This window comes from Huijunlia imazamoxiresistens, from assembly GCF_037132455.1.
Taxonomy (GTDB): Bacteria; Bacteroidota; Bacteroidia; order Chitinophagales; family Chitinophagaceae; genus Flavisolibacter; species Flavisolibacter imazamoxiresistens.
Genome location: NZ_JBBBEI010000003.1, coordinates 225,141 through 251,703, shown reverse-complemented (window position 1 = coordinate 251,703; position 26,563 = coordinate 225,141). Strand labels below are relative to the sequence as shown.

At 58.0% G+C, this 26,563-nt stretch carries 15 protein-coding genes; 8 read left to right on the top strand and 7 right to left on the bottom strand.

All coding sequences use genetic code 11. From position 1 onward, the window contains the following. Positions 1-43: 43 nt before the first annotated feature. Both V9K67_RS04805 and V9K67_RS04800 read right to left on the bottom strand, forming a co-directional pair. Positions 44-1,084, bottom strand: coding sequence for a PhoH family protein (locus tag V9K67_RS04805; RefSeq protein ID WP_336720469.1), 1,041 nt, complete (start codon positions 1,082-1,084; stop codon positions 44-46). A 190-nt stretch (positions 1,085-1,274) separates the two neighbouring features. Beyond that, positions 1,275-2,105 (bottom strand): hypothetical protein, encoded by an 831-nt coding sequence (locus V9K67_RS04800; protein ID WP_336720468.1) that lies wholly within the window; start codon positions 2,103-2,105, stop codon positions 1,275-1,277. Positions 2,106-2,289: 184 nt separating this feature from the next. On the opposite strand from V9K67_RS04800, the gene mazG reads away from it, so the two are divergent. After that, positions 2,290-3,060: a nucleoside triphosphate pyrophosphohydrolase gene (mazG, locus tag V9K67_RS04795; RefSeq protein WP_336720467.1), complete on the top strand. Its 771-nt coding sequence runs from the start codon at positions 2,290-2,292 to the stop codon at positions 3,058-3,060. Continuing rightward, positions 3,057-6,824: an ATP-binding protein gene (locus V9K67_RS04790; RefSeq protein WP_336720465.1), complete on the top strand. Its 3,768-nt coding sequence runs from the start codon at positions 3,057-3,059 to the stop codon at positions 6,822-6,824. Before mazG ends, V9K67_RS04790 begins: the two co-directional genes overlap by 4 nt. A 419-nt stretch (positions 6,825-7,243) precedes the next feature. On the opposite strand, the gene V9K67_RS04785 is transcribed toward V9K67_RS04790, so the two are convergent. The 4 genes from V9K67_RS04785 to rplU all read right to left on the bottom strand — a co-directional run bounded on the left by V9K67_RS04785 (position 7,244) and on the right by rplU (position 10,200). Then, positions 7,244-8,893 (bottom strand): helix-hairpin-helix domain-containing protein, encoded by a 1,650-nt coding sequence (locus V9K67_RS04785; RefSeq protein ID WP_336720464.1) that lies wholly within the window; start codon positions 8,891-8,893, stop codon positions 7,244-7,246. A gap of 159 nt (positions 8,894-9,052) precedes the next feature. After that, positions 9,053-9,472, bottom strand: coding sequence for a histone H1-like repetitive region-containing protein (locus V9K67_RS27140; RefSeq protein ID WP_414696753.1), 420 nt, complete (start codon positions 9,470-9,472; stop codon positions 9,053-9,055). Between the two features lie 91 nt (positions 9,473-9,563). Then, a complete protein-coding gene (rpmA, locus tag V9K67_RS04775; protein WP_336720461.1) occupies positions 9,564-9,830 on the bottom strand; it encodes a 50S ribosomal protein L27 in 267 nt (88 codons plus the stop codon). Positions 9,831-9,897: 67 nt separating this feature from the next. Further along, the gene (rplU, locus tag V9K67_RS04770) at positions 9,898-10,200 is read right to left on the bottom strand and encodes a 50S ribosomal protein L21 (RefSeq protein WP_336720460.1); all 303 of its coding nucleotides are present in this window, start codon (positions 10,198-10,200) and stop codon (positions 9,898-9,900) included. A 251-nt stretch (positions 10,201-10,451) separates the two neighbouring features. On the opposite strand from rplU, the gene V9K67_RS04765 reads away from it, so the two are divergent. The 4 genes from V9K67_RS04765 to V9K67_RS04750 all read left to right on the top strand — a co-directional run bounded on the left by V9K67_RS04765 (position 10,452) and on the right by V9K67_RS04750 (position 16,155). Next, a complete protein-coding gene (locus V9K67_RS04765; RefSeq protein ID WP_336720459.1) occupies positions 10,452-11,945 on the top strand; it encodes a GH3 auxin-responsive promoter family protein in 1,494 nt (497 codons plus the stop codon). Between the two features lie 117 nt (positions 11,946-12,062). Next, complete coding sequence (locus V9K67_RS04760) at positions 12,063-13,226, top strand: 1-deoxy-D-xylulose-5-phosphate reductoisomerase (protein ID WP_336720457.1); 1,164 nt, start codon at positions 12,063-12,065, stop codon at positions 13,224-13,226. 210 nt (positions 13,227-13,436) lie between these two features. Beyond that, the gene (rseP, locus tag V9K67_RS04755; protein ID WP_336720456.1) at positions 13,437-14,789 is read left to right on the top strand and encodes an RIP metalloprotease RseP; all 1,353 of its coding nucleotides are present in this window, start codon (positions 13,437-13,439) and stop codon (positions 14,787-14,789) included. 175 nt (positions 14,790-14,964) lie between these two features. Next, on the top strand, positions 14,965-16,155 hold the full coding sequence (locus tag V9K67_RS04750; protein WP_336720454.1) for an endo-1,4-beta-xylanase: 1,191 nt from the start codon (positions 14,965-14,967) through the stop codon (positions 16,153-16,155). Positions 16,156-16,294: 139 nt separating this feature from the next. On the opposite strand, the gene galB is transcribed toward V9K67_RS04750, so the two are convergent. Next, positions 16,295-19,030 carry a beta-galactosidase GalB gene (gene galB / locus V9K67_RS04745; protein WP_336720453.1) on the bottom strand — a complete coding sequence of 912 codons (2,736 nt, stop codon included), beginning with the start codon at positions 19,028-19,030 and terminating at the stop codon, positions 16,295-16,297. Positions 19,031-19,288: 258 nt separating this feature from the next. Here galB and V9K67_RS04740 point away from each other — a divergent pair, with 258 nt between their 5' ends. Together V9K67_RS04740 and V9K67_RS04735 are read left to right on the top strand one after the other, a co-directional pair. Further along, positions 19,289-19,615 (top strand): hypothetical protein, encoded by a 327-nt coding sequence (locus tag V9K67_RS04740; protein WP_336720452.1) that lies wholly within the window; start codon positions 19,289-19,291, stop codon positions 19,613-19,615. Between the two features lie 217 nt (positions 19,616-19,832). Beyond that, positions 19,833-26,534: a T9SS type A sorting domain-containing protein gene (locus V9K67_RS04735; protein ID WP_336720451.1), complete on the top strand. Its 6,702-nt coding sequence runs from the start codon at positions 19,833-19,835 to the stop codon at positions 26,532-26,534. Positions 26,535-26,563 lie beyond the last annotated feature (29 nt).

The following is a 26,563-nucleotide window of genomic DNA, read 5'->3' as shown; positions in this document are numbered from 1 at the left end:
TTTGCCCATTGCCTGTTGCTAATTGCCTATTGCCCATTGCTAATTATTTGCTTTCGTCATTACGCTCGCGATCATAGTTGTTGCGAAACGGCCTTCTTTCTTTTTTCTCGGCTTCTTCCAGTTCCTGTTCGCGCTGGTGTTCGCGGTCGTAGGCCTTCAGGATGGCTTTCACCAGGCGGTGGCGTACTACGTCTTCTTCGTCCAGCTCGATATAGCCGATGCCGTCGACGTTGCGCAGGATGCGGCTGGCTTTGGCCAGGCCGCTGCGCTGGTTGCGCGGCAGGTCCACCTGCGTCAGGTCACCGGTGATGATGGCTTTGGCGTTGGCACCGATACGGGTCAGGAACATTTTCAGCTGCAGGTCGGTGGCGTTCTGGGCCTCGTCCAGGATGATGAAGCAGTTGTCCAGCGTACGGCCGCGCATGTAAGCCAGCGGGGCGATCTCGATGGTGCGGGTGCTCATGTAATAACCCAGTTTGTCGGCCGGGATCATGTCATCCAGGGCATCGTAAAGGGGGCGCAGGTAGGGATCGATCTTTTCCTTCAGGTCGCCGGGAAGGAAGCCCAGGCTTTCACCGGCCTCCACCGCGGGGCGGGTCAGGATGATCTTTTTGACTACTTTGTTTTTCAGCGCCCGTACGGCCATGGCCACGGCGGTATAGGTTTTACCGGTACCGGCAGGACCGATGGCAAACACCACGTCGTTCTTTTCCGCTGCCTGCACCAGGCGTTTCTGGTTGGCAGTGCGGGCCCTGACGGTTTTGCCGTTGGGGCCGAAGACCAGGATGTCGTTAGGATTGCGGTCAATAAAATGGTCAACCGTTTCGGCGTCGTCGCCGCCAAGGATCTGTTCAAAGTAATTTTCGCTCATGTGTCCGTTGCGTTCGAGGTATTGAACGATAAGGTCGATTTTTTCTTTGGCACCATCTACTTGTTCGGGAGCACCGCTCAATTTCAATTGCGTTCCTCTGGACAGGATCTTAAGCAGGGGAAACTTCTTTTTGAGGATATCGAGTTTGCCGTTATTAACACCAAAGAACTCGATAGGGTTGACGGTTTCTAGGTTAATGATTGTTTCTCTCAATTCGATTAAGGTTTAGTTATCAAATCCCGGATTAATGCCGGCTTACTGTCATTCCATACGAGCAGCCAATCTTGCTAACAAGTTAGGACATTTTGCCGGGAAAATTGGATTTACTTATACACATACATGTAGTAAAAAGTATGCCGCAAATAAGGGGAAATTGTTAACTAACAAGCCCTTAAGAAGGGCCTTAGGATTCGAACTGGTATTGGTATTCGATCTTGCCGGTCAGCTGTTTTTTCTTGTTGAAGATGGCCTCCTTTATTTTCAGCCCGCGCTGGTCGTACTGGTAGCGCCAGATCAGGTAGTCGGAGCTGTTGGCCGGCACGGTGATCTTCTGGATCACCTGGTTGGAAGGGGAGTACTCGAACATGTATTCCGGCAGCAGGCGCCGGGCCTTGTTGCTATAGCGCACAATGTCGGTCAGGCGGTCTTTGGCGTCGTAATAGTATTGCACCGGGGTGGCCTTTACGCCCCTGCGGGTGCTTTGCTCCTCGATCACGTTGCCGCGTTCGTCCAGCCGGAAATCCACTATGGTGGTGTCTTTCCGGTTGCGGATGCGCAGCATCCGGAGGGGCTTGTCGCCGCTGTACTGCCACTGGCGCTCCTCGGTCTGGGCGAAGGCTTTGGACGTATCGCTGCCGGAGCTGACCAGGCTGGTTAGCCGGCCCGAAGCATCATAGTTGTAGACGGTGGTGGTCGTGGAGGTTTCGCTGCTGTCGACCGTACGCACCACGTTACCGTTGTCGTCCACGGTGGACAGGAGGGTGGAGCCCCCGGTGGCGCCCGAACGGGTAAAGGTGCTCAGGGTGCCCCCCTGGAAAGTTTGTTCCACCAGGAAGTCCTCGCTCCGGGTGTCGTTGGCATCATAGCTCTTGAGGGTCACCTTGCGCACCTTCTGGGCCTTATAGTTTTTCAGGAGGGCGGCGGTTTCGCGGGTGCCGATGATATCGGTATAATAATACTGCCCCTGCGCCCCGAAGGAGGCAGCCAGGAGAAAGGCAAAGAAAATCAGTTTCATTTTTTTGAGTTTGTTGAAGGGCCACGGCCCGTTCCAAAAGTAAATAAACCCCCTTTTGGTGGCGCCGGAAGAAGGCCCCATAGGCGGGGTTGTGGATAATTTTTAGGAAAAATTATAGGGGTTGGACCAGCCTTTGCTAACTTGTCGACCCGATTGCGTGCCGATCGTTGCTAATTTCGAATGTATGAATACTGCGAACAGCGCCTTTGAAAGGCTGGTGGCTATCATGGAAGACCTGCGGGAAAAATGCCCCTGGGACCGCAAACAGACCGTGCACTCCCTGCGGCAGCAGACCCTGGAAGAAACCTACGAGCTGGCGGACGCCATCACCGATACCAACTGGCCCGCCATCAAGGAAGAACTGGGCGACCTGCTCCTGCACATCGTCTTTTACGCCAAGATCGGCACGGAGCAGGCCCAGTTTACCCTGGACGAAATGATCAACGCCGTCTGCGACAAGCTCATCGCCCGCCACCCCCATATTTACGGCGACGTACAGGTTGCCGACGAAGAGGACGTCAAGCGCAATTGGGAAAAGCTGAAGCTTAAGGAGGGGAAGAAGTCGGTGCTGTCCGGCGTGCCCAAAACCCTGCCGGCCCTGGTAAAAGCGATGCGCCTGCAGGAAAAAGCCAAGCAGGTGGGTTTCGAGTGGGACAACCGCGAACAGGTGTGGCAGAAGGTAGAGGAGGAGATCGCCGAGCTGAAGGAGGCCATCGGGGAGGGCGACCAGGGCAAAACCGAGGAGGAGCTGGGCGATGTGCTGTTCTCGCTGGTCAATTACTCGCGGTTCCTGAAGGTGGACGCCGAAAACGCCCTGGAGCTGACCAATAAAAAGTTCATCCACCGCTTTACCCGCATGGAAGAGGCCGCCCTGTCCAAGGGCCGCCCCCTCAGCGAAATGACCCTGGAGGAAATGGACGCTATCTGGAACGATATCAAACAGCAAAGGGGGTGAAACGGTCCTTTTTAAATACCCGTCTTCCCAAGCGGAACCTCGTGGTGGCGGGCGCCGTATTGTTGTTCCTGTCCCTGCTGTCTTCCTATTTTTTCCGCGTGGCGCCCTCCATCGGCATGGAGGTAAAAGCCCTGGAAAGCTATATCCACCGGCAACAGGAAGATTTTGCGGACCTGGTGGCCGACGGCCCGCTGATGCGGCGGCTGGTGCAGGACCGCGAATCCCTGGAGGAATTCCAGGCCATTGCCGGCAAAAAATTCAGCTTCTTCCTGTATGCCGAAACCCTGTCCGACCGGCCCGAGCCCCTGTTCTGGAGCAACCAGAAGGAACTACCCGCCCCCGGGGACCTGGGGTTGCAGCAGGGCACCTATTTCCGGCGGCTGGCCAACGGCTATTACGTGGTGGAGAAGCGCGACCTGCACCTGCCCGGCATGACCAACCGGGTGGTGGCCCTGGCCCTGATTCCGGTCTACTACCAGTTCAGCCTCGAAACCGAATACCTGCAGACCCGCTTCGTTTACGATAAAGACGCGGTGAACAAGATCAGCATCTCCGAGAAGCGGACCCCTTACGTGGTGCGTGCCGCCAATACCCATCCGCTGTTTTACGTGGCCCGCAAGACCCACCAGCTGCCGACGGCCAGCGACCCCATCACCCTGTTGCTGCGCATCTCGGCCATGTTGCTGCTGCTGGCCTACATTTATTTCGTGGCGGAGTCCTTAGTGGCCAAAAAAGGGATTATTCCCGGCGTGCTCTTCCTGGCGGCCGCCCTGTTCGGCATCCGCCTGGTCATCTACCTGTTTCCCGGCCTCTTCTATTTCCGGCAATTCCAGCTGTTCGACCCCTCCATTTACGGTACCAACGCAGTGAACCGCTCCCTGGGCGACCTGCTGATCAATACCATCACCCTCTGCTGGATCGCCGTCTTTGCTTGGTACAACATCGGCCCGGTAAAAAGGCTGCCCTCCTGGCTGCAGGGCAATAAAATTTACGGGGCCGGAGCCGCCGCCCTGGGCGTGTTTATCCTGTCGGGCTTCCAGTGGGCCGATATCGTGCGCAGCCTGGTGGCCGACTCCCATATCTCCTTTAATGTTTCGGACTTTTTCAGCCTGAACATTTACACCTTCGTGGGCTTTATCGTACTGGCCCTGTTGTCGCTGACCTTCTATTACATTACCCGCCTCCTGTTCCAACTGATCTTCCTGGCGTTCCGGGACCGTACCGTGTATATCTATTTCCTGCTGGCCTTCCTGGGGCTGCTGTTCCTGACCTTCCGCTCCGGCCATTCCAGTGTGGCCTTCCATTTGCCGGTGCTGCTGTGGCTGGTTTTGTATACCTGGCTCGTCAGCCAGGAGCAGTTCATCATCAACCACTTCAAGATCAATATGGCCGGGGTGCTGTTCTGGATCTTTATCTTTTCCATTTCCCTGTCGGCGGTCATCCTCCACGAAAACAAGAAAAAGGAATGGATTTACCGCAAGAGCATTGCCGAAAAGCACGACGAGCTGACCGACCCCTCGCAGGAACGGACCCTCAGCATCACCCTGAAATACCTCGACGAGGAATTCCTGCTGCGCAATTTCCCGCGCTTCCTGGACGAGGGGCAGAACCGCAACCTGCGCGACAGCATCCTCAACGTCAACATCCTGGCCTTCCGCAGCGGCTACAACATGCGCCTCTACCTGTTCGACTCGACCAATACAGCCCTGTATAACGATGACCCCCGGTCGTACAACGAGCTGAACAACATCTTTACCGTCCGCAGCAAGCCTACCGGCATTCCCGACCTGTACTACCACGAAACCTCTTATGACAACCTCTCCTATATTACCCGGCGCATGATTGAGGAGGACGGCCATTTTCACGGTACCTGCTTCATCATCGCTACCCCCAAGAAGCACGGGGACGAGGCGTTTTACCCAGAGATCTTCCGGAACATGAAGCAGTTCGACGTGTCGGACCTGCCCACTTATTCCTATGCCATCTATGACAGCATGGTACTGAAGCGGTATTCGGCGCAGTACCCGTTCCGTACGTCCCTGCGGCAGAAAGAGCTGCCGGTCAGCGAGTTCGAGCGGCGGGAAAACGGCGATTTTGACGAACTGTGGTTCCGGGCCAGCAGCAGTAAGGTGGTGGTCGTGGCCCGCAAGCAGGATACCCTCATTGAAAGCATCACCCTGTTTTCCTACCTCTTCTGCGCCTTCCTGTTCATGGTGGCGCTGCTGCAGCTGATAGCCATTGTGCTCAATTCCACCTACGACCTGAAGCTGGTGCACCTGTTCTCGCAGCTCAGCATCCGCTCGCAGGTGCACGGCACCATCATTTTTATCAGCATCCTGTCCTTTCTCATCATCGGGGCCGCCACCATCTCGTTTTTCATCAGCCGCTACAACCGCAACAACGTAGACAAGCTGAACCATACTTCGGGCATCCTGGTGCGGGAAATGGAGCAGCGGCTGGCCGACAGCCTGCTGTTCGACAAGACGGCCCTGCTCTACGATTCGGCCTCGTCCTATAAGCTGCAGCGCCTGATCGACGAACTGGCGGACATCCACAACGTGGACGTCAACCTCTACGACCTCCGGGGCAGCCTGCAGGTGTCCTCCCGGGCCGACGTATACAAGCTGGGCGTACTCAGCACCCGCATCCATCCCCAGGCGTATTACCACCTCAACCGCCGGCGCGAGGTGTTGTGGGTGCAGGAGGAAAAGATCAATACGCTGAAGTACCTGAGCATCTATGCCGCGGTCCGCGACAAAAAGGGAGGGGTGTATGCCTACCTGAACATTCCCTACTTCCTGTCGCAGAACGACCTCAACCAGGAAATTTCCAACTTCCTGGTGACCATCATCAACCTCAACGCCTTCATCTTCCTGATCGCCGGCGTCATCGCCCTGTTCATTACCAACAAGATCACCCGCTCGTTCTCCATCATCGGCCAGAAGATGAAGGAGATCACCCTGGGCAAGACCAACGAAGAGATCGTTTGGGTGCATAAGGACGAGATCGGCGACCTGGTGGAGCAATACAATAAGATGGTGAAAAAGCTGGAGCAGAGCGCCGAGGCGCTGGCGAAAAGCGAAAGGGAAGGGGCCTGGCGGGAAATGGCCCGGCAGGTGGCCCACGAAATCAAGAACCCGCTGACACCCATGAAGCTGAGCATCCAGTACCTGCAAAAAGCCATCCACAACAACCACCCCAACGTTAAAGAGCTGACCTCCAGCGTGGCCAACACCCTGGTAGAGCAAATAGACCACCTGTCGAAGATCGCGGCCGACTTTTCGCGCTTCGCCAACATCGGCAACCGCCACATGGAGCTGTTCGACTTCCACCAGGTGATCGCCTCGCTGGTAGACCTGTACCGGCCCAACCCGCGGATCGAGCTGCACTGGAACCACGTGGACGAAACGATCTGGATGATGGGCGACCGGACGCATATCAACCGCCTGTTCACCAACCTGCTGACCAATGCCGTGGAAGCCTGTCCCAGCCGGGACAAGTGTGTCATCAGCATCGACGAGGAGCTGGAGGGGCAGATGCTGCTGGTGAGCGTAACCGACAATGGCGACGGCATTCCCCCCGATATGCATGCGAAGATCTTCGTGCCCAACTTCACCACCAAAAGCTCCGGCACGGGCCTCGGGCTGGCCATGTGCAAGCGCATCGTGGAGCAGGCAGGCGGCGACATCTGGTTCGAAACCGAGCCGGGCGCAGGCACCACCTTCTTCGTGCGCCTGCCCATTGCCGATGACGCGGAGATATAGGCGGCCTCCCCCCGGCCCCCCTCCATCTGGAGCTACCGTTAGGACACATTTTTTGTTGAGGACGGTAGCAGGAAGCCCGCAGGGCTTCAACAAAAGTAGCCCCGGGTGCAACCCGGGGTCAGCCGTAGTTCGTCCACACAACCCCATCGGGGTTGAATGTGTCCTGGTCGATTTACAACAGTTTCAACCTTGAAGGATACTTCGGAAAGTCTTCCTGATCGGGAATTGCCTCCCTATTGTGGGTCCCACATTCAACCCCTTTCAGGGTTGCTGGAAACGAACTACGGCTGACCCCGGGTTGCACCCGGGGCTACTTTTGTTGAAGCCCTGCGGGCTTCTCTGGCTCTACGCAGACCTTTCCCATCCGCAAAAGATGTGTCCTAACGGTAGCCATCTGGAGAGGGGCCGGGGGTGAGGTGTTACCGTTTCAAAAACGCTTCGAATTCCTTCCGGCTCATGCTGCTGAGATTTTCTTTCTTCGTCAGGCCGCCTTTCTGGGCGACCAGCACCCCGTACTTGATGTTGTGGAATTCTTCCAGCGTATGGGCGTCGGGGTTGATGGAGAGCAGCACGCCTTTTTCCCGGGCGTATTCGATCCAGCGCCAGTCCATGTCGAGGCGGATGGGGTGGGCGTTGATCTCGATCACCACGCCGTGCTCGGCGCAGGCGTCGATCAGGGCCTTGTGGTCGACGGGGTAGCCCTTGCGCTTGAGCAGCAGCCGGCCCGTCATGTGGCCCAGGATGGTGACGTAGGGATTGGCGATGGCGCCCAGGAGGCGCTTCATGGCTTTTTCCTCGTCCATTTGCAGGTTGCTGTGCACCGAGGCGATCACCAGGTCGAAGGTCGACAGCACCTCGTCGGAATAATCCATGGCGCCATCGCTGAGGATGTCGCATTCGATGCTTTTAAAAATTTTGAAGGGTGCCAGCCGGGCGTTCAGCTCGTCGATGTAGCGGTGCTGTTCGCGGATGCGCTGCTCCGACAGGCCGTTGGCATAAAAGGCCGCCTTGGAGTGGTCGGAGATCACGAGGTATTCGAAACCCAGGGCGATCAGTTCGTGCGCCATCTGCTCGATGGTGCTGGCGCCATCGCTCCAGTTGCTGTGGGAGTGGATCAGGCCGCGGACGTCGCCGGGCTGAATAGGGGTACCTAAGGCGCCGTTTTTTGCTTTTTCCAGTATAGCGGGTGTTTCCCGCAGGTACGGGGGGATAAAGGGCAGGCCGGCCTGTTGAAACAGTTCTTCTTCGCCAGAGGCAGGAGCGTTGCCATAGGCCTGTTGCCAGGCGGTCAGGAATTCGGGACTGCAGGAGGTGCCGAACAGGCGCTGGTAAAAAGTGCCCTCGGTTTCGAGGTGGAAGTGCAGCTGGATGATGCCTTCGGAGGATGCCTCGATTTCGTTGCCCGACTGGGTTATTTTTCCGAATTGCTGGTGGGCCAGGAAGGTTTTGAGGTCTTCTGCGGGGATGGTGGTGACGCATTCCAGCCGGTCGATCACTTCCAGCTGGCGGCGGAAGGCGCCGGTCCATTCGGAGGTATGTTGGGGAAAATGCTGTTGCAGGCGGGAGGCGAAGGCAAGGGCAAAGCTTTCCACCTGGGCATACAGGTACAGGCCTTCGTTCTGCTGCTGGTAGTTGATCTCTTCGAGGATCTTTTGTTGGGTTTTGGCGCCAAAACCTTTGATTTCGGACAGCTTGTTGTCCAGGCAAAACTGTTTCAATACCTCCACCGAGTCGATGGCGTGTTCCTTCCAGAGGGTATGGATCTTTTTGGGGCCCAGGCCCTTGATGTTCATGATGTCCAGCACACCGGGAGGCGTTTTGGCCAGGTATTCCTGCAGCAGCGGCAGCTCGCCGGTTTGCAGCAGCTCGGAGATCCGGGCGCCCACGCTTTCGCCGATGCCTTTCACGGAGAACAGCTTGCCGGGAGGGAGGGAGGCTATTTCCTGCGGGAATTGTTCGATGGCAAAGGCCGCGCTGGCGTAGCTTTTGGCCTTGAATGCGTTTTCGCCGTGGATGTCCATAAGCTTGGACAACAGCGACAATTGGTCGGCTATAGCGTAATTATCCATAAACTCTTGATGAAACGGGTTAAAAGAATGCCGGCGGCCGGCAGGGGCCGGAGGCGCAATTTTACCCCATTAATTTCAATCGGCGGGAATTAATTGGAAAGGGGAGGCGAAAAAAAAGTCCCGGGGGCCCGGGACGCTGTATGACAAGTGGTAACCTGATTATTTGGACGAACCTTTGGAGGAACGGCTGGAAGATGTCCGGCTGGCGGAACTTTTCGAACTGCTGCGGGATGCGGTACTCCGGGAGGTGGTGCTTTTGCCTGCGGCCGATTTGCCGGCAGTGCTTCGGGAAGCGGTGGCCGTAGCCGATGCCGCTTTTTTGGGGGCTGCTTTTTTGGGAGCGGCCTTCTTGACCATGGCTTTTTTTACCATTGCCTTTTTGGCAGGAGCTGCTTTTTTGGGGGCGGCTTTTTTGGTGGTCGCCTTTACTGCGGCAGCTTTGCGGGCGGGAGCAGCCTTTTTAGGGGCGGCTTTCTTGACCATGGCTTTTTTCACCATAGCCTTTTTGGCGGGAGCTTTCTTTACTGTAGCCTTTTTTGCAGCGGCCTTTTTGGGCGCCACTTTTCTTGCTGTAGCCATAAACTGGAATTTAATGGTTAGTAAAAAAACTTTGACAGGTAAAATTAGGAAAATTTTACCTGTCAAAGTTTTTCACCACCACTAAGTTCCTTTAGGCAGTAGCTTCGGGAGCGGAAACAGAAACAAACGTACGGTCGTTTCTGCCTTTTCTGAAGGTTACTACACCGTCGGTCAGGGCGAACAGCGTGAAGTCTTTGCCCACGCCTACGTTTTTACCGGGGTGGTATTCCGTACCGCGCTGACGTACCAGGATGTTACCGGCAACGGCGGGCTGACCACCAAATATTTTAATACCAAGGCGCTTGCTTTGTGAGTCGCGGCCGTTCTTTACACTACCTTCACCTTTTTTATGTGCCATAATAAGTAGTTTGAATTGTGTTTTTGGGGATTTGGGAATGCTTTACTGGAAACCGTAATTGCTACGATTAGGCAATATCGCTGATTCTGATTTTGGTGTACTGGGTACGATGACCTTTCTTCTTGCGGAAGCCTTTTCTGCGTTTTTGCTTATACGCAATTACTTTATCGCCTTTCACGTGGTCAACGATCTCGGCCTGTACTTTCACGCTTAATGCGCTACCTACGGACAGATTGCCATTGTCATCTGCCAGAAGCACATCAGAAAATTCGAGCTTGTCACCGGCATTACCACCCACATGAGGAACGTACAAAGTCTGGTCTTTGGTTACTTTGAACTGCTGGCCGGCTATTTTTACTACTGCAAACATAACGGTTTGAAAATTAGGACGGCAAAGGTAGGAGAAAAATGCCAAAAGAGAACATCATTTGAGAAAAAAGTCGAAAAAAAGAAGCGCAGGAAGGGGAAAAGCCGCCGATCACCGGGAGAAGGCGTCCGTTTTCCACTTCTCTCTATAATATGCCCGAACTTTGAAGCAGTATCATTCAATTAATGTAGGTTTGCGCTCTTTCGGTCCGGGAAGCTTTATTCCCTTTAGCGGGCCGGATAATTTCCTTTAAAATGAAATTCAAATCATTTTTAGCAAAGCCGTTCGCCTCGTATATCCACCGTTCCATCCAAAAGGGCATGACCACGGCCCTGGAGGACCAGGACCGTATCCTGAAGCAATTGCTGTCGGTGGGAAAGACCACCGAATTCGGCCGGGAACACCGCTTCGAACAGGTGGGTGACCATGCGTCCTTTCGCCAGGCCGTTCCCGTACGCGACTACGAGCAGTTCAAGGGATACATCAACAAGGTGAAGGAAGGCAAGCACAATATTTTATGGCGGGGCCTTCCGCTCTACTTTGCCAAAACCTCGGGTACTACCAGCGGGGTGAAGTACATTCCCATATCGAAGGATTCCATTTCCAACCACATCAACTCGGCCCGCAATGCCCTGTTGTGTTATATGGCGGAGACCGGCAACGCTTCCTTTGCCAACGGCAAGATGATCTTTTTGTCCGGCTCGCCCGAACTTTCCCGTATTTCCAATATACCCACCGGCCGCCTCAGCGGCATCGTCAACCACCACGTGCCCCAATACCTGCGGTCGAACCAGCTGCCCAGCTACGAAACCAACTGTATCGAGGACTGGGAAACGAAGCTGGACCAGATCGTCCGCGAAACCATCCACCAGGACATGACCCTCATCAGCGGCATTCCGCCCTGGATGCAGATGTATTTCGACCGCCTGGTGCAGCAGTCGGGCAAAAAGGTGGGCGCCCTGTTCCCGAACCTCCAGGTGCTGGTGCATGGCGGCGTGAACTTCCAGCCCTACAAGTCCAAGCTGTTCGACAGCGTGGGCCGCACCATCGACACCATCGAGACCTTCCCGGCTTCGGAAGGGTTTTTCGCCTTCCAGGATTCTCAAAAAGCCGAAGGCCTGCTGCTCAATACCAATAGTGGCATTTTTTTTGAGTTTGTGCCGGCCGCCGAGATCTTCAGCGCCAACCCCACCCGCCTGTCGCTGCGCGACGTGAAGGTGGGCGAGAATTACGCCCTTATCATCAACAACAATGCGGGCCTCTGGGGCTACAGCATCGGCGATACCGTAAAGTTCGTCTCCACCAATCCTTACCGGATCGTGGTTTCGGGCCGCATCAAGCACTTCATCTCCGCCTTTGGCGAACACGTGATCGGCGAAGAGGTGGAATACAGCCTGCTGAAAGCCGCGCAGGAAGAAAACGTCCACATCACGGAGTTTACGGTGGCCCCCCTGATCGAGCAGGGCGCCGGCAAAAGCTACCACGAGTGGTTCATCGAATTCGAGAACGAACCCGCCAACCTTGCCGCCTTTGCCGAAAAGGTGGACGACAACCTGCGGAAGAAAAATATTTATTACGACGACCTGATCCGGGGGAATATCCTGCAGCGGTTGAAAATTTCGGTGATCCGCAAAAACGGCTTTATCGATTACATGAAATCCGTTGGAAAGCTGGGCGGGCAAAACAAAGTGCCCCGCCTGAGCAACGACCGGAAGCTGGCCAGCGAGCTGGCGCCGTTTTTAAAATAGTTTACAAGTTTACGAGTTTACGAGTTGATGGTTTTGGAGCTCGCGGAGTTTAAGAAGCCGGAGGTTTAGAAAAAGCCACCCTACACCATTGACGATTCACGTTTCACGATTCACGATATGAATTCTCATAAAAAAAGAATTGCGATTTTTGGTTCCACCGGGTCCATCGGCCAGCAGGCGCTGGAGGTGATCGCCGCCCATCCCGATAAGTTTTCGGTGGAGATTCTGACGGCCAACAACAATGCCGACCTGCTGATCCAGCAGGCCATGCACTTCAAACCCAACATGGTGGTCATCGCCGAGGAAGACCGCTATGCCAAGGTAAAAGCGGCCCTGGCCTCCACGGACGTTAAAGTATTTGCCGGCGAAAAAGCCCTGGAAGAGGTGGCGGCCCTGGACGTGTACGACCTGATGCTGGCCGCCATCGTCGGCTATGCCGGCCTGAAGCCCACCCTCAACGCCATCAATGCCGGCAAGGCCATCGCCCTGGCCAACAAGGAAACCCTGGTGGTGGCCGGCGACATCGTCATGAAAAGGGCCGTGGAAAAGCGGGTGCCCGTGATCCCGGTGGATTCGGAGCATTCGGCCATCTTCCAGTGCCTGATCGGCGAGATGCGCAACCCCATAGAAAAGGTGATCCTGACGGCTTCCGGCGGGCCCTTCCTGGGCCGCAAGGCCAACTACCTGGCCAACGTGCGCCGCGAGCACGCCCTGCAGCACCCCAACTGGAGCATGGGCGCCAAGATCACCGTGGACTCGGCCACCCTCATGAACAAAGGCCTGGAGATGATCGAGGCCAAGTGGCTGTTCAACCTCCATCCCGACCAGATCCAGATCGTCATCCACCCCCAGAGCATCATCCACTCGATGGTGCAGTTCACCGACGGCAGCATCAAAGCCCAGATGGGCCTGCCCGACATGAAGCTGCCCATCCAGTACGCCCTGGGCTTTCCCAAGCGCCTGAAAAGCGACTTCCCCCGCTTCGACTTCAAAAAATTCAGCACGCTGACCTTCGACGAGCCGGACTACCGCACCTTCCGCAACCTGACGCTGGCCATCGAAGCCCTCAAAAAGGGCGGCAACCTGCCCTGTATCCTCAACGCCGCCAACGAGATCGCCGTCTGGGCCTTCCTGCGCAACCGCTGCGGCTTCCTCGACATGACCGACATCGTAGAGAAAACCATGGAGCAGGTGCCCTTCATCCAGCACCCCACCCTGGACGACTACTACGAAAGCGACGGCGAAGCGCGGAACTTTGCGGCGGACTTGATCAAACTCTAAAAGTTTCTGGGTTTCTGAGTTCCTGAGTTAGTTTCCTGAGTTAATACCTGACTTTATCGTAGGACACATAACTCAGGAACTTAGAAACTCAGAAACTCCCTCCTTGTAAAATGTTGCAAAATTTACAAACCCCCGGGGGGTTACGTTGGGATTAACTGATATTTGTCACCTTTAAACCATTAAACAGCCGCCGGCTGGCGGATCCGTAGCATGATTCATTTACTCGCGATAAACTGGTCAGCCTTCTTTGCCAATACGGGACAATTTATTCTGGCGTTTTCCATCCTGGTGATCCTTCACGAACTCGGGCACTTTTTGCCGGCCAAGTGGTTTGGCTGCCGGGTGGACAAGTTTTACCTGTTTTTCGATCCCTGGTTCTCCCTCTGGAAAAAGAAGGTGGGGGAGACCGAGTACGGTCTGGGCTGGCTGCCCCTGGGCGGCTATGTGAAGATCGCCGGCATGATCGACGAAAGCATGGACAAGGAAGCCATGAAGCAGCCTGCCCAGCCCTGGGAGTTCCGCAGCAAGCCGGCCTGGCAGCGCCTGATCATCATGGTCGGCGGGGTGGTGGTCAACTTCCTGCTGGCGCTGGTATTGTTCGCGCTGATTTTGTTTGTATGGGGCGAAGAGCGCCTGCCGGTGAAAAACCTCAAATACGGCCTGGCCGCCGACTCGCTGGCCACCTCCATCGGCCTGAAGGACGGTGACCTGATCACGGCGGTGAACAATAAGCAGCTGGTGTACATGAACGAACTGCCCAAGGAGCTGTCGCTGAACGTGCGGCCCTCCCTGACGGTAAACCGGGAGGGGAAGGATACGCTCATTAATGTTCCGTCCGGCTTCCTCAGCAAACTGAATAAAAACCAGTTGAAAGGCTTTGTGGCCCCCCGCTGGCCGGCGGTGGTGGACAGCGTGACCTCCAAAGTACAATACACTTCCGGTGCCTTGCAGAAAGGCGACCAGATCGTGGCCGTAAACGGCCGGCCGGTGCAGTATTACAATGAATTCGACCGGGCCAAAAAGCAGTTTAAGAACAGCGCCATTACCCTTTCCGTGCTGCGGGGCAGCGACACCGCCAATGTGGGCGTGAAGGTGCAGTCCGACGGCAACATTGGCTTTTTCCCCCAGATGTTCGATAAGTTCCTGCAGACCGAAAAGGTGGAATATTCCTTTTTCGAAGCCATTCCTGCCGGCGCTACCTACGGCGTGGACCTGCTGGGAAATTACATCACCAACCTGCGGCTGCTCTTTACCTCCAAGGAGCATAAGGTGTCGGAAAACCTGGGGGGCATCATCAGCATCGGCAAGGCCTTCGGCGGCAGCTGGGACTGGCACCACTTCTGGACCATGACGGCGGTGTTTTCGATCATCCTGGCCTTCATGAACATCCTGCCCATCCCGGCCCTGGACGGCGGCCACGCCCTGTTCACGCTGTATGAAATGATCAGCGGCCGCAAACCGGGCGACAAGTTTATCGAGTACGCCCAGATGGCGGGTATGATCCTGCTCCTCGGCCTGATGCTCTACGCCCTCGGCCTGGACATCTGGCGCGTTTTCCGGTAATACCTGGGAACCGTTTTTATTCAATAGTCTTACATACTAAAAGCACGCAGCAATTTGCTGCGTGCTTTTTTTTCTGCAAACAATCATTCCATAGGTTTCAACAATTGACGCCTGCCGGCCGGGTACCGCCTTTTAGCTTTGTGGGAATCTGTCACAAAAAGTAAAAAAGCGCTTCATGCTCCAACGATCTACCTTCGCCCTTGCCCTGGCCGGCCTGCTGCTGGCGGGCTGCTCCGCCGGTAAAAAAGCCGTCGGGAAAACAGGCCTTCCTTCCCTGCGGGAAACCTTTCGCCAGGACTTTGTCATCGGTACCGCCCTCAATGCGCCCCAGGCGGAAGAAAAGGACGCCGCTGCCGCCGCCCTGGTGCCGCGGCAGTTCGGCGCCCTTACCCCGGAAAACGTCATGAAGGCGGCCCTGCTCCACCCGCAATGGGACCGCTACAACTTTGAGCAGGCCGATAAGCTGGTGGCCTACGCCCAAAAGCACGGCCTGCAGGTGAACGGCCATACCCTTATCTGGCACAGCCAGCTGCCTTTCTTCATGCGCCGGATGCAGAGCGCGGATTCCGTCCGCCGGTATTTTGCCGACCATATCACCACCGTAGCCAACCGCTACGCGGGCAAGGTATATTCCTGGGACGTGGTCAATGAAGCCCTCAACGAGGATGGCAGCCTGCGGAAATCCATCTTCCTGGAAAAGCTGGGCCCCGATTATATCGTGGAAGCCTTCCGCCTGGCACAAAAAGCGGCGCCCCAGGCCAAATTATACTACAACGACTATAATATCGAGCAGCCGGCAAAAAGAGCCGGCGCCATTGCCCTGGTCAAAAAGCTGCAGGCGGCCGGCGTACGCATCGACGGGGTGGGTATCCAGGGCCATTGGGCGGCCGGCCGCGTTCCGCTGGACCAGATCGAAGCCAGCATCCGCGAATTCGCTGCCCTGGGGGTGGAGGTGCTCTTCACCGAGCTGGACCTGACCGTGCTGCCCAATCCCTGGGACGGCACCACCGCCGACATAGGCCAGACGGCCGCCTACAACGCAAAAATGAATCCTTATGCCGCGGGCCTGCCCGACTCGGTGCAGGCAAGTTTAACCAGGGGTTACGAGGACCTGTTCCGGCTGTTTCTGAAGCACAGCGACAAGATCAGCCGCGTGACCCTCTGGGGCGTGCACGACGGGCAGTCCTGGCTGAACGACTGGCCCATCCGGGGACGTACCAACTACCCCCTGCTGTTCGACCGGAAGGGGGCGCCCAAACCTGCTTTTTTCAACGTGGTCGCCGTCAAGACACCTCACCCCCGGCCCCTCTCCATCTGGAGAGGGGTGCCCAAACCAGTAAGTGATCTTACTGGTGGGAATAAATAGATTCTCTTTCAAACAGGAAAGCCTTTTCCAATGTGGAAAAGGCTTTCCTATTTTATAGTTCTCTTACTTCTCATGACCAGTAGGATAAGCTACTGATTGGGGCACCCCTCTCCAGATGGAGAGGGGCCGGGGGTGAGGTTTATTTTCTATGAATAATAAGGGTGGCCGGTGCCAGGCCCTCCGAGGCCGCTTTCAGCCGGATGGTTCCGGGCGGACCGGGCTTTGCCCGGACGATCACCAGGCAGAGGCCGTTGAAGGCTTTGCGTTCGGGGGCGGCAAAGGACACCAGGCTGGCCGCATCGCCGTTGTCCGTGGCCACGATCTCGCCCGGGCCCTCCAGGGAAAACCGCAGCAGGTTTTTGGCATTCGGCACCGTGAACCCATTTTTATCGGTGACCCGTACCGTTACAAACGACAGGTCGCGGCCGTCCGCCGCAATATCGGGCCGGTCGGCTGCCAGCGCCAGGCCGGCGGCTTCGCCCGTAGTTTTTACGGCGTCTTCCGCCCACTTTTTCCCGTTTTTGTAGGCAATGGCTTTCAGCGCGCCCGGCTCGTAGCGCACTTCGTCCCAGCGCAGGCGGTATTCCCCCGGGCCTTTTTTCTTCCGGCCCAGCGACTTCCCGTTGAGGAACAGCTCCGCCTCGTCGCCGGAAGTGAACAGGTGCACCGGCGTTACCTGGCCCTGTCGGTTCGGCCAGTTCCAGTGCGGCAGGAGGTGGGCCATCGGCAGGTCGGGGCGCCAGTGCGACTGGTACAGCCAGAAGCGGTCTTTTTTGAACCCGGCCAGGTCGATGATGCCGGAATAAGAGCTGCGCGACAGGTAGTAGGGGGTGGGCTCGCCCAGGTAATCCCAGCCCGTCCATACAAAGCCGCCGGCCACGTAGGGATGCTGGTCCATGGTAGCGAACACCTTGTCGGCCGAGGCCCCGAAATCCACCGAATAGAGCTCGTAGGCGCTCACCTGCTGGCTTTTGGAGTCGCCGCCCATGGTATCCCGGACTGGGGCGCTGTTGCCGGGGTAAACGGGGAAAAAGTATTCGCCGCGGCTGCTCAGGGCCGAGGCGTTTTCACTGCTCAGGATCAGCTTTTGGGGAAACTGCTGGTGGAAGGCCGGGAAGAGGGGCGGCGTGGTGATCCCTTTCAGGCCGGCATAGGCGCCGCCGTTGCGGATGCCTTCGCCCTGGTAATTCAGGCTGATCACGTCCACCACCGCCGGCAGCGGCATGTGGGGCTTTGCATAGTTCATCGATACGGTGGTGGGACGGGTGGTGTCCTCCTCCTTAATAATGGTATGCAGGCGCCGGGCCAGGGCGGCTCCCTTTTCATCGGTGTATTGTTCGCCCACCTCGTTGCCGAAGCTCCACAGGATCACGGAGGGATGGTTGCGGTCGCGGCGCACCAGGGCCCGCAGGTCCTGCTCGTGCCAGTCGGGGAAGACGAGGTGGAAGTCGAGGGGCGTTTTTTTCAGCTCCCAGTTGTCAAAGATCTCGTCGATGACCAAAAAACCCATGCGGTCGGTCAGCTCCAGCAGCTGGGGGTCGGGCGGGTTGTGCGCCATGCGGATGGCGTTGCAGCCCATTTCCCGGAGCAGCTCCAGCTGGCGTTCGGCGGCCCGCACATTAAAGGCCGCGCCCAGGGCACCCAGGTCGTGGTGCTGGTTCACGCCTTTGAGCTCCACCCTTTCGCCGTTCACCAGCACGCCTTTCTCGGGATCGAAGCGCAGGTCGCGGAGGCCGAAGACGGTTTCATAGGTATCGACAGGCCTGCCCCCCACCGACACGGTAGTGGCGGCCAGGTACAAGGGGTGGGTGGCGGCGGGCAGGGGCTGCCACAGTTGGGGATTTTTCAGGGTAACGGAGGCGGAAACCGTGTCGCGGCCACCGGCTCCGATCCGCAGTGGCTGTTGCGGCAGGCGGGCCACCGGCGCACCGGTTTTCCGGCCCCGGGCATCCAGTAAATAGATGTCGGTGGAAACGGCGGCGTTCGTGGCGGCAGCAGTGGTGTTGGCGACAACAACCTTCAGGTCGACGGTGGCCGCGGAACGGGATACGTGGCGGGAGCTGATGATGGTACCCCACTGCCCCACGTGCACGGGGGCGGTTTTGGTGAGCCAGACGTTGCGGTAAATGCCGCCGCCGGGGTACCAGCGCGAGGAGGCCGGCGGGTTGTCCAGGCGGATGGCCAGCTGGTTGGTGCCGCCGGGAATGACATAAGGGGTCAGGTCCACCCGCCAGGAGGTGTAGCCATAGGGCCAGCCGCCGGCCAGGTGGCCGTTGATCCATACCAGGGCGTACGACATGGCGCCGTCGACCTCCAAAAAAATGGATTTGCCTTTATCCGAAGCGGGGATGTGGAGGGGACGGCGGTACCAGGCCACGCCCTGGACGGGCAGGCGGCCCATGCCGCCGCCGATCTCGGTGTTCCAGCCTTTATAGAAGGGCCCCTGGATGGCCCAGTCGTGGGGCAGGTCCACGCTTTGCCAGGAACGGTCGTTGAACGTTGCCTGCACGAAGGGAAAGTTTTTACCGGGGTTGCCTGCCGGCCGGGTGTGGCGCCGGGCGGGGTCGTTGAGGAAGTCATTGCCGGTGGGCAGGATCCAGGGTTTCAGCAAGGTACGGGTGGCGGCCAGCTGCACGGCCTCGGTGGGGCGGGCGTCGGCCGGTTTGTCGTCCTTTTCGTCTTTCACCTCGGGGCGCAGGTCGTAGGCCAGGCTGTCGGCGGCGGCCGCAGTAGGGTAGCGGTAAAATTTCCAGCCGGCATTCAGCGGCAGGCGCTGCCTTGTTTGCGCCACCGCACCGGTGGCGGCCAGCAGGGTCAGCCATAGAAGGAGGGTGGTCCTCCGGGAGCGTGAAAGGATACAAGCAGAATACTTCATAATGGGGGCAATTATAGTTGGATGGGGCAAATCTAAAGCGTGGCGGGGATGGGGAAAGGATTCATTTGTGGAAACGACAGGAAGAAATGTCTGACCGGGCGCCCCAGGAAAAAAACGCCCGTACCTGTTTCCGTTTATTTTCCCCAGGACGATTATAATTGTATAGAGAATAGAAAGGAATAAATTGATTGATCGTCAGTTGTTTGTGTGAGATGGGGCCTGGATTTCTTTCCGTAAATAACCTAAAAATCAAGGATCATGAAAACAGAGAATACGCAACTGGAAATACTTTTTCGGACCGCTACCACCCTGAGCCAGCGGGAATGGTGTGAAAAGGACGGCAAGGACCAAAGGGGTTATTATTCGGAAGAAGACCGGCTGGAGGACGCCTGCTGGAATGGTTTTCTCGATGAGCTGATCCCGGAGGTTCTGCAGCGGTCCGGCTGGGGCCGCAAGCTGGTGCTGTGGACCATCAACCGGGGGCCCTCCCTGTTGCACCTGCACCTGGGTGAATCGGTAGAAACGCTGGATAACCGGTCTTCCCTGGACCCCCATCGTTTCCTCCCGTTTACCTGCCGCAATTAAGGGATGCCCGGTAAGCGGGCAGGGCCGTTTTTTGTGAAAAACTGAAAGAAATTCCCTAATGCCGGCTAAGTATTTTATTTAGATGCTTTAGGTTGTTTTTCAAAAATTTATAAATAAAAAATTTTTCACCTATAAAAAAGGGGGCTTGAACGAATAAAAGGAGGTAGGGCTGGTGCAAGAGGGGAGATTTGCGTCGGAACAAACACCGGAAAGTCACATGAGAAAACCCCTGTTGTTAGTTGTTTTTGCCATTCTGATCTTTTCCTTTTCCGCATTGGCCCAGACCAGCTGGAAGGGTACCTACAGTTCTGCCTGGTCTAAGGCCGGCAACTGGACTGCAGGGGTGCCGACTTCCTTGGTTGACGTCATCATTGGCGATGCTGCCTTTACCGGGCCTTATTCCCCCACGGTCAGCTCGTCCGCAACCTGTAAATCCCTGACGATCGGCGGCAGCAAAGCCGCTACCCTTACCGTCAACCGGGCCCTGGCGGTGACCGGCGACCTCACCCTCAATGCCAACGGCACCCTGAAGCACGGCAAAGCCAGTCTTACCCTGAAGGGCAACTGGAGCAACGCCGGCACGTATACCGTCAACAGCAACAATGCCCGGGTCATTTTTGCCGGGACGGCCCAGACCCTGGGCGGCAGCGTGCAGACCAGCTTCCGCAAGCTCACCATCAATGCCGGGGCTACCGTTACCCTGACCAACTCCACGATCGTCACCGGCAGCCAGAACCAACTAGTGATCAACGGCACCCTGAACCCCAATGAAAGCCCCGCCACCTACACGCTGACGGGCAACCCGGCCGTAACCGTAAGCGCCACCGGCACGCTGAAAGTGAATGCCGCCACCTTTAACGGCAACTATACCTTCGGATCTTTTACGCTGGCAGCCGGCAGCACCGTCGATTACAGCGCTACGGCGGTGGACCAAACGATCAGCAACTATACCTACTCCACCCTCAAGATCAGCGGCGCAAAAGTAAAATCCCTGGCCGGCAGCCTGAATAACCTGAACTCCTCCTCGGCCACTGCCGGCAACCTGCTGGTCGCCTCCGGCACCCTCAACCTGGGCAGCAACGGGGCCAACCGGGGCGGCACGGTCGAGGGCGGCACCCTGGCCGTAGAGAACGGCGCCACCCTGAAGATCGGTGGCAATAATAGCCTTCCCGCCAACTACAAAACAATTTCCCTGGGCGCCGCCAGCACCGTGGAATACAACGGCGGCACCCAAACGGTAAGTGCGCAAACTTACGGTCACCTGACCTTGTCGGCCGCTTCTGGCACACCCACCAAGACCCTGCCGGCTACCGCCTTTTCGGTGATCGGCACCCTGGGTGCCACCAATGTGACCTTTACCGCCGCTTCCAATATCACCATCGGCAGCCTGAACCTGGGCGTCGGCGCCACCTTCAACGGCGGCAGCTTTTCCCATTCCATGCAGGGCAACTGGGTCAACAACGGCACCTTTACCGGCCAGGCCAGCACCATCGTTTTCGGGGCCGCCGGAAGCAGCCTGAGCGGTACCGGCGCCAACAACTTCCACAACCTGCAGATCAGCGCTGCGGGCACCACGGCCTCGGCCACCACGCCCCTGTCTGTCAGCAACAGCTTAACCTCCACCGGCGGCGGCTCCTTTACCCATGCCAGCGGCGGCACCTTTACCCTGAGCGGGACTTCCAAAACCCTTACCGGTACCGGCTTTAGCTTTCACAACCTTACCGTCAGCGGTACGTGGAGCACTGCCCACTCTTTTGCCGTCACCGGCAACCTGGCCGTCAGCACCGGCGCCAGCCTTACCTGCTCGGCCGGCGAACTGATCCTGTCCGGTACGGCCAAAACCATCACGGGTCCCGGCACGATGGCGTTTGCCACCCTGTCGGTCCCGGGCAGCATCACCACCGCCGCGAACTTTTCGACCGTTTCCCTTTCCGTTCCCGGCAGCCTGACCGCCACGGCCGGCACGGCCACCTTTACCGGCAGCGGCGTTTTGGCCGGCACGGCCAACCTGAACCACGTGACGCTCAACGGCACCAGCCTGCAGCTGGCGGCCGAATCGGTGCTGGGCATTGCGGGCACGTTTACCAAAACCGCCGGCAGCCTGAACGTTACCTCCACCGTGCCCAATACGGTGCAGTACAACGGCACCACCGCCCAGAGCGTACTGGGGGGCACCTACCACCACCTGTCCTTGTCGAACGCCTCGGTCAAAACCCCCGCCGGCGCCCTGACGCTGAACGGCAACCTGGCCATCAACACTTCCGCCACCTTTAATGCTTCCTCCTACACCCACGTGCTGTTCGGCAACTGGACCAACAACGGCACCTTTACCGCCGGCACCGGCACCATCGAGTTCCAGGGCCACCAGGACAACCACATCTCAGGCACCAACACCTTCAACAACCTGACGGTAAACATATCCTCGGGCAGCCACCATGTAGAGCTGTTAAATGATGCAACGGCCGCTACCGTGAACATGCTCAACGGTTACCTGAACACCGGCAGCCGTACCCTCACCCTCACCAACACCCGCACCGGCAACGGCAGCATCCTGGGCACCATCAAACGCAGCCATACTTTTGCCCCGAATACCTCCTACGCTTTTGAAAGCCCTGCGAATACCATTACCTTCTCCGCCGCCAATGCGGTCAGCGCCATTACGGTAACCTCCAGCCCGGCACCGGTGGGCGATTTTCCCTACGGCGCCTCCCTCAACCGCGCTTATACCGTGAGCGTGGCCGGCACCTTCCCGGCGGCTTCCGCCACCCTGCGCCTGCATTACGAGGACGAGGAGCTGAACGGCAATACCGAAACCGGCCTGCAGCTCTGGAAAAATACCGGCTCCGGCTGGGCCGCTTCCGGCAAATCGGGCAACAGCACTGCTACTAATTACGTGGAGCAATCCGGGCTCAGCGACCTTTCCAGCCGCTGGTCCCTTTCGGGCGACCTCAGCGTAGTGCAATGGAACGGCTCTGCCAGCAGCAACTGGTTCGATGCCGCCAACTGGACCGTACCGCAAGGCGCTTTACCCCGGGTCCCCGGCGCCACCGATATCGCGAGCCTGGGCGAGATCACCTTTACCAGCCAGCCCGCGATCAATGGCAGCGCCAGCGTCAAGAACATCTATTTCGGCAGTGCCCGGGCGGTTACCCTCAGCCTGGCTTCGGGCGGCTCCCTGGCCACCCAGGGCAATATTTCCGGCGCCTGGTCGGCCAATACGAGGCACAGCCTGCAGGTGGGCAACCAGTCGCTGACCGTCGGCGGCAATCTGGTGCTGAGCGACGGCACCACCGGCCGCGCCATCGACCTGGACCTGGGCGCCGGCTCCATCCACCTGTCCGGCTCCCTGGTGCAATCCGGCGGCGCCAACATTACCATAACCGGGGGCGGCCAGCTGAACATCGGCGGTGACTTTACTTCCTCCGGCGGCACCTTTACCGCCGGCACCGGCACCGTCACTTACAACGGCACCGGCCTGCAGGCCGTAGCCGGGCTGACCTACAACCACCTGACCATCAACAAGTCCGGCGGTGTGGCGGTAATGGATCACGTGACCAACGTATCGGGCAACCTGCTGGTAGCCGCCGGAATGCTGGACCAGAACAAGGGCATCCATGTCACCGGCAACCTGACCATTGCTGCAGGCGCTACCCTGGACGCCCAGGCCGCGGATGAATCGACCATCCGGGGCAACTGGTACAACAACGGTACTTTTGCCGCATACGAAACAACTTTCCGCTTTACCGGCACCGCCAACCAGACCGTTTCGGCCTCGACCTTCCACCACCTGGTGGTGGACAAGGCTTCGGGCACGCTGACCCTGGGGGGCAACGTGCTGGTCCAGGGGAGCCTTTCCCTGAAAGGGGGAACTGTGGACCTGGCTTCTTATACCCTCAACCGCAACGCCACCGGCGGCACCTTCACCATGGCCGACGGCACCAGCCTGCTGGTGAGCGGTTCCAATAACTTTCCCCAGAACTTCCTGGCCTATGCCCTGGCGGCAAACAGCTCGGTTACTTATAACGGCAGCGGGGCGCAAACCGTAGCGGGCGTAGCTTATGGCCACCTGACGCTGACGGGCGGCGGCACCAATGCCAAGTCCCTGTCGGGCCAGCTGACCGTCAACGGCAACCTGACCCTGAACAGCGGCGCCACCTTCAGCCCCGGCACCTATTCGATTTACCTGTATGGCAACTGGGAAGACAAGGGCACCTATGTACCCGGTACTTCCGTAGTGCTGGTATACGGCACCGGCAAGACCATCACCGGCAACACCACCTTCTACCGCCTGATCATCAACGGCAGCTATACCGTGGTCAACAGCGAGATTACCCTGAACAACATGTGCCGGGTAGCTCCCGGCGGCACCTTCAACCTGGGCAACAGCAACGCCATCTTCAAGGGCGATTTTACCAACAGCGGCACGCTGCTCAGCAATGGAACGGCCACCTTTACCGGCCACATCACGCAAACGATCCAGCTGCTGAATTCGCAGGTGTCCACCTCCACCGGCGTCGTGACTTTTAACGGCACCGTTCCGCCGGTGCTGATCTCCAACAGCACGCCCACCTTCGCTACCATCAACTTCAACAATACCGGGGGCGTAACCGCCAGCGTGGGCTGGAACATCATGGTCGCTATGAACGTGGCTTCGGGCTCGGCCTTCCACGGCGGTCCCTTTACCCACAACTTTTACGGCAGCCTGACCAATAACGGTACGGTCACCAGCAGCGGCAACCTGAACTTCATTCCCTCCACGGCCCAGACGCTGGCCCTGGGATCGAACTTCAACAGCACCGGCATCCTTACCCTGGGCGGCACCGGCGCCCTGACCGTTACCGGCACGCCCACGTTGAATGACGTTATGGTGGCCAATGCAGGTGGCGTCACGACCGCTTCGGGCTGGACCGTCGGCAACGATCTTTCCATCAGCCATGGCGGCATCTTCCATGCCGGCAGTTATACCCATACGGTGGGCGGCGACCTGGAAAGCGACGGCACCCTGAACGGGGGCACCTCCACCTTCAGGCTGACAGCGCCCGACGGCCTGCTCTCCGGCAGCCCGGGCACCACCTTCTACCACCTGGAGATCCTCGGCACCACTATCACCGCCAATAACGACTTCAACGTTTCGGGCAATTTAAAGACCGACGGCACCCTGGACCTGAGCACCGGCATTGTCGCCTTTACCGGCAGCGGTCCCTCCGTCATCAGCGGCACCACCAGCCCGCTGGCCCAGCTGGCCGTGGAAAAGACCGGCAGCGGCACCACCACGCTGGCCCGCAACCTGACGGTGGTTTCAATGATCGAAGTGGCCAGCGGCACTTTGGACGCCGGCGCCTACACCATCACCCAGGATGCCTCGGCCGAAGCCGAAAACCAACTGGCGATCGGCAAGGACGGCACCCTGCGCCTGGGCGGCAGCAATTCGCTGCCCCCCTTTACCGCCTATGACTTCGACAGCCTGAGCACGGTGGAATATGCCGGAGCCAACCAAACCATTCCTTCGTCCGCCGCTATTGGCCCCTACGGCAACCTGACCCTTTCCACGGCAGGTACCAAAACCGCCGCCGGCCCCCTGAACATCCGACACAACTTCACCCTCAGCGCCGGCACCTTTGTGGCGGGCAGCTACATCGATACCGTCGGCGGCAACTGGAAAATGACCGGCGGCACGTTTACCAACACTGGTAATACGGTGGTCTTTAACGGCGAGGGGGGGCAGGACATTTCTTCTACCGGGGCCTTCAATAACGTGGTCCTCAATAAAGTCACCGCTGCCCTGGCCACCCTTTCGGGGAACGTCACCATCCAGGGCGCGTTGACGCTGACCGCCGGCCGGATCGATATCGGCGCCCATGACCTGACCCTCAGCCCGTCGGGCGCCATAACCGGCGCTGCCGCCGACCGTTATGTGATCGCCACCGGCGCCGGTTCCCTGGTGCAGCAGGTAACCAATGGCGGCTCGCGGGTCTTCCCGGTGGGTACTGCTTCGGATTACCTGCCGGCTACGATCGCCTTTAACGGCAGTTCGGTTACCGACAACATGAAGGTGAGGGTGGTCAATGCCGTTTACAAAGAGGGGGAGAGCGGTACTGCCGTCGGCAGTGCGGCGGTAAACAACACCTGGTTTATTTCCGAAGGTGTGGTGGGCGGCTCCAATGCCACCATTACGCTGCAGTGGCCGGCTTCCCTGGAACTGCCCGGATTCAGCCACCTGTCGCCCCACCTGGCGCATTATACCAATGGTGCCTGGGACCTGGGTACCACTACGCTGATGCCTTCGGGTTCGGGACCTTTCACCCTGACGCGGGCGGGCTTTACCAACTTTTCTCCCTTTGCCGTCATGGTCCAGGGTTCGCTGTTGCCAGTTAAGCTGACCAGCTTCACGGCCACCTACAGCAATGGCGCCGCACGCCTGCAGTGGCAAACGGCTACGGAAGAAAACAGTTCGCATTTCAGCGTGGAGCGCAGCACCGATGGGGTTCATTTCGTGGAAGTGGGCAGGGTAGGGGCCCAGGGGAACAGCGCCGTTACCCATTCGTATGCCTTTACCGATGCCGGTGCTGCCGCAGCAGGCAGCAACCGGCTCTACTACCGGCTCAATGAAGTGGACGTAGACGGTGCGCAGCAATACAGCAAGGTGATCAGCCTGAACCTTTACCAGGCGGAAGCCGGCCTGGAGGTACGTCCTAACCCTGTATCCGACATGTTGCAGGTGTACCTGGGCAGCGTTCGGTTGTCGGCCCCGGCGGTACTGACCGTCACCGACCTGTCGGGCCAGGTCCTTATGCGCCAGACCATTGCTTCGGCTACGCAGCCGGTGAAGCTGAATGTGTCCGGCCTGTCCAAAGGCATGTACTGGGTAACATTACAATCCGGGGGCACGCGGCTGACGCAGAAGATCATCAAGCAATAATCAATCATTAAAATTGTAAAAGAATTTAT

What these genes read in the sequence shown, in the direction of transcription:
- V9K67_RS04800 (WP_336720468.1), bottom strand. Translation starts at nt 2,105, where the DNA reads ATGAAACTGATTTTCTTTGCCTTTCTCCTGGCTGCCTCCTTCGGGGCG.
- mazG (WP_336720467.1), top strand. Translation starts at nt 2,290, where the DNA reads ATGAATACTGCGAACAGCGCCTTTGAAAGGCTGGTGGCTATCATGGAA.
- V9K67_RS04785 (WP_336720464.1), bottom strand. Translation starts at nt 8,893, where the DNA reads ATGGATAATTACGCTATAGCCGACCAATTGTCGCTGTTGTCCAAGCTT.
- V9K67_RS27140 (WP_414696753.1), bottom strand. Translation starts at nt 9,472, where the DNA reads ATGGCTACAGCAAGAAAAGTGGCGCCCAAAAAGGCCGCTGCAAAAAAG.
- rpmA (WP_336720461.1), bottom strand. Translation starts at nt 9,830, where the DNA reads ATGGCACATAAAAAAGGTGAAGGTAGTGTAAAGAACGGCCGCGACTCA.
- rplU (WP_336720460.1), bottom strand. Translation starts at nt 10,200, where the DNA reads ATGTTTGCAGTAGTAAAAATAGCCGGCCAGCAGTTCAAAGTAACCAAA.
- V9K67_RS04765 (WP_336720459.1), top strand. Translation starts at nt 10,452, where the DNA reads ATGAAATTCAAATCATTTTTAGCAAAGCCGTTCGCCTCGTATATCCAC.
- V9K67_RS04760 (WP_336720457.1), top strand. Translation starts at nt 12,063, where the DNA reads ATGAATTCTCATAAAAAAAGAATTGCGATTTTTGGTTCCACCGGGTCC.
- rseP (WP_336720456.1), top strand. Translation starts at nt 13,437, where the DNA reads ATGATTCATTTACTCGCGATAAACTGGTCAGCCTTCTTTGCCAATACG.
- V9K67_RS04750 (WP_336720454.1), top strand. Translation starts at nt 14,965, where the DNA reads ATGCTCCAACGATCTACCTTCGCCCTTGCCCTGGCCGGCCTGCTGCTG.
- galB (WP_336720453.1), bottom strand. Translation starts at nt 19,030, where the DNA reads ATGAAGTATTCTGCTTGTATCCTTTCACGCTCCCGGAGGACCACCCTC.
- V9K67_RS04740 (WP_336720452.1), top strand. Translation starts at nt 19,289, where the DNA reads ATGAAAACAGAGAATACGCAACTGGAAATACTTTTTCGGACCGCTACC.
- V9K67_RS04735 (WP_336720451.1), top strand. Translation starts at nt 19,833, where the DNA reads ATGAGAAAACCCCTGTTGTTAGTTGTTTTTGCCATTCTGATCTTTTCC.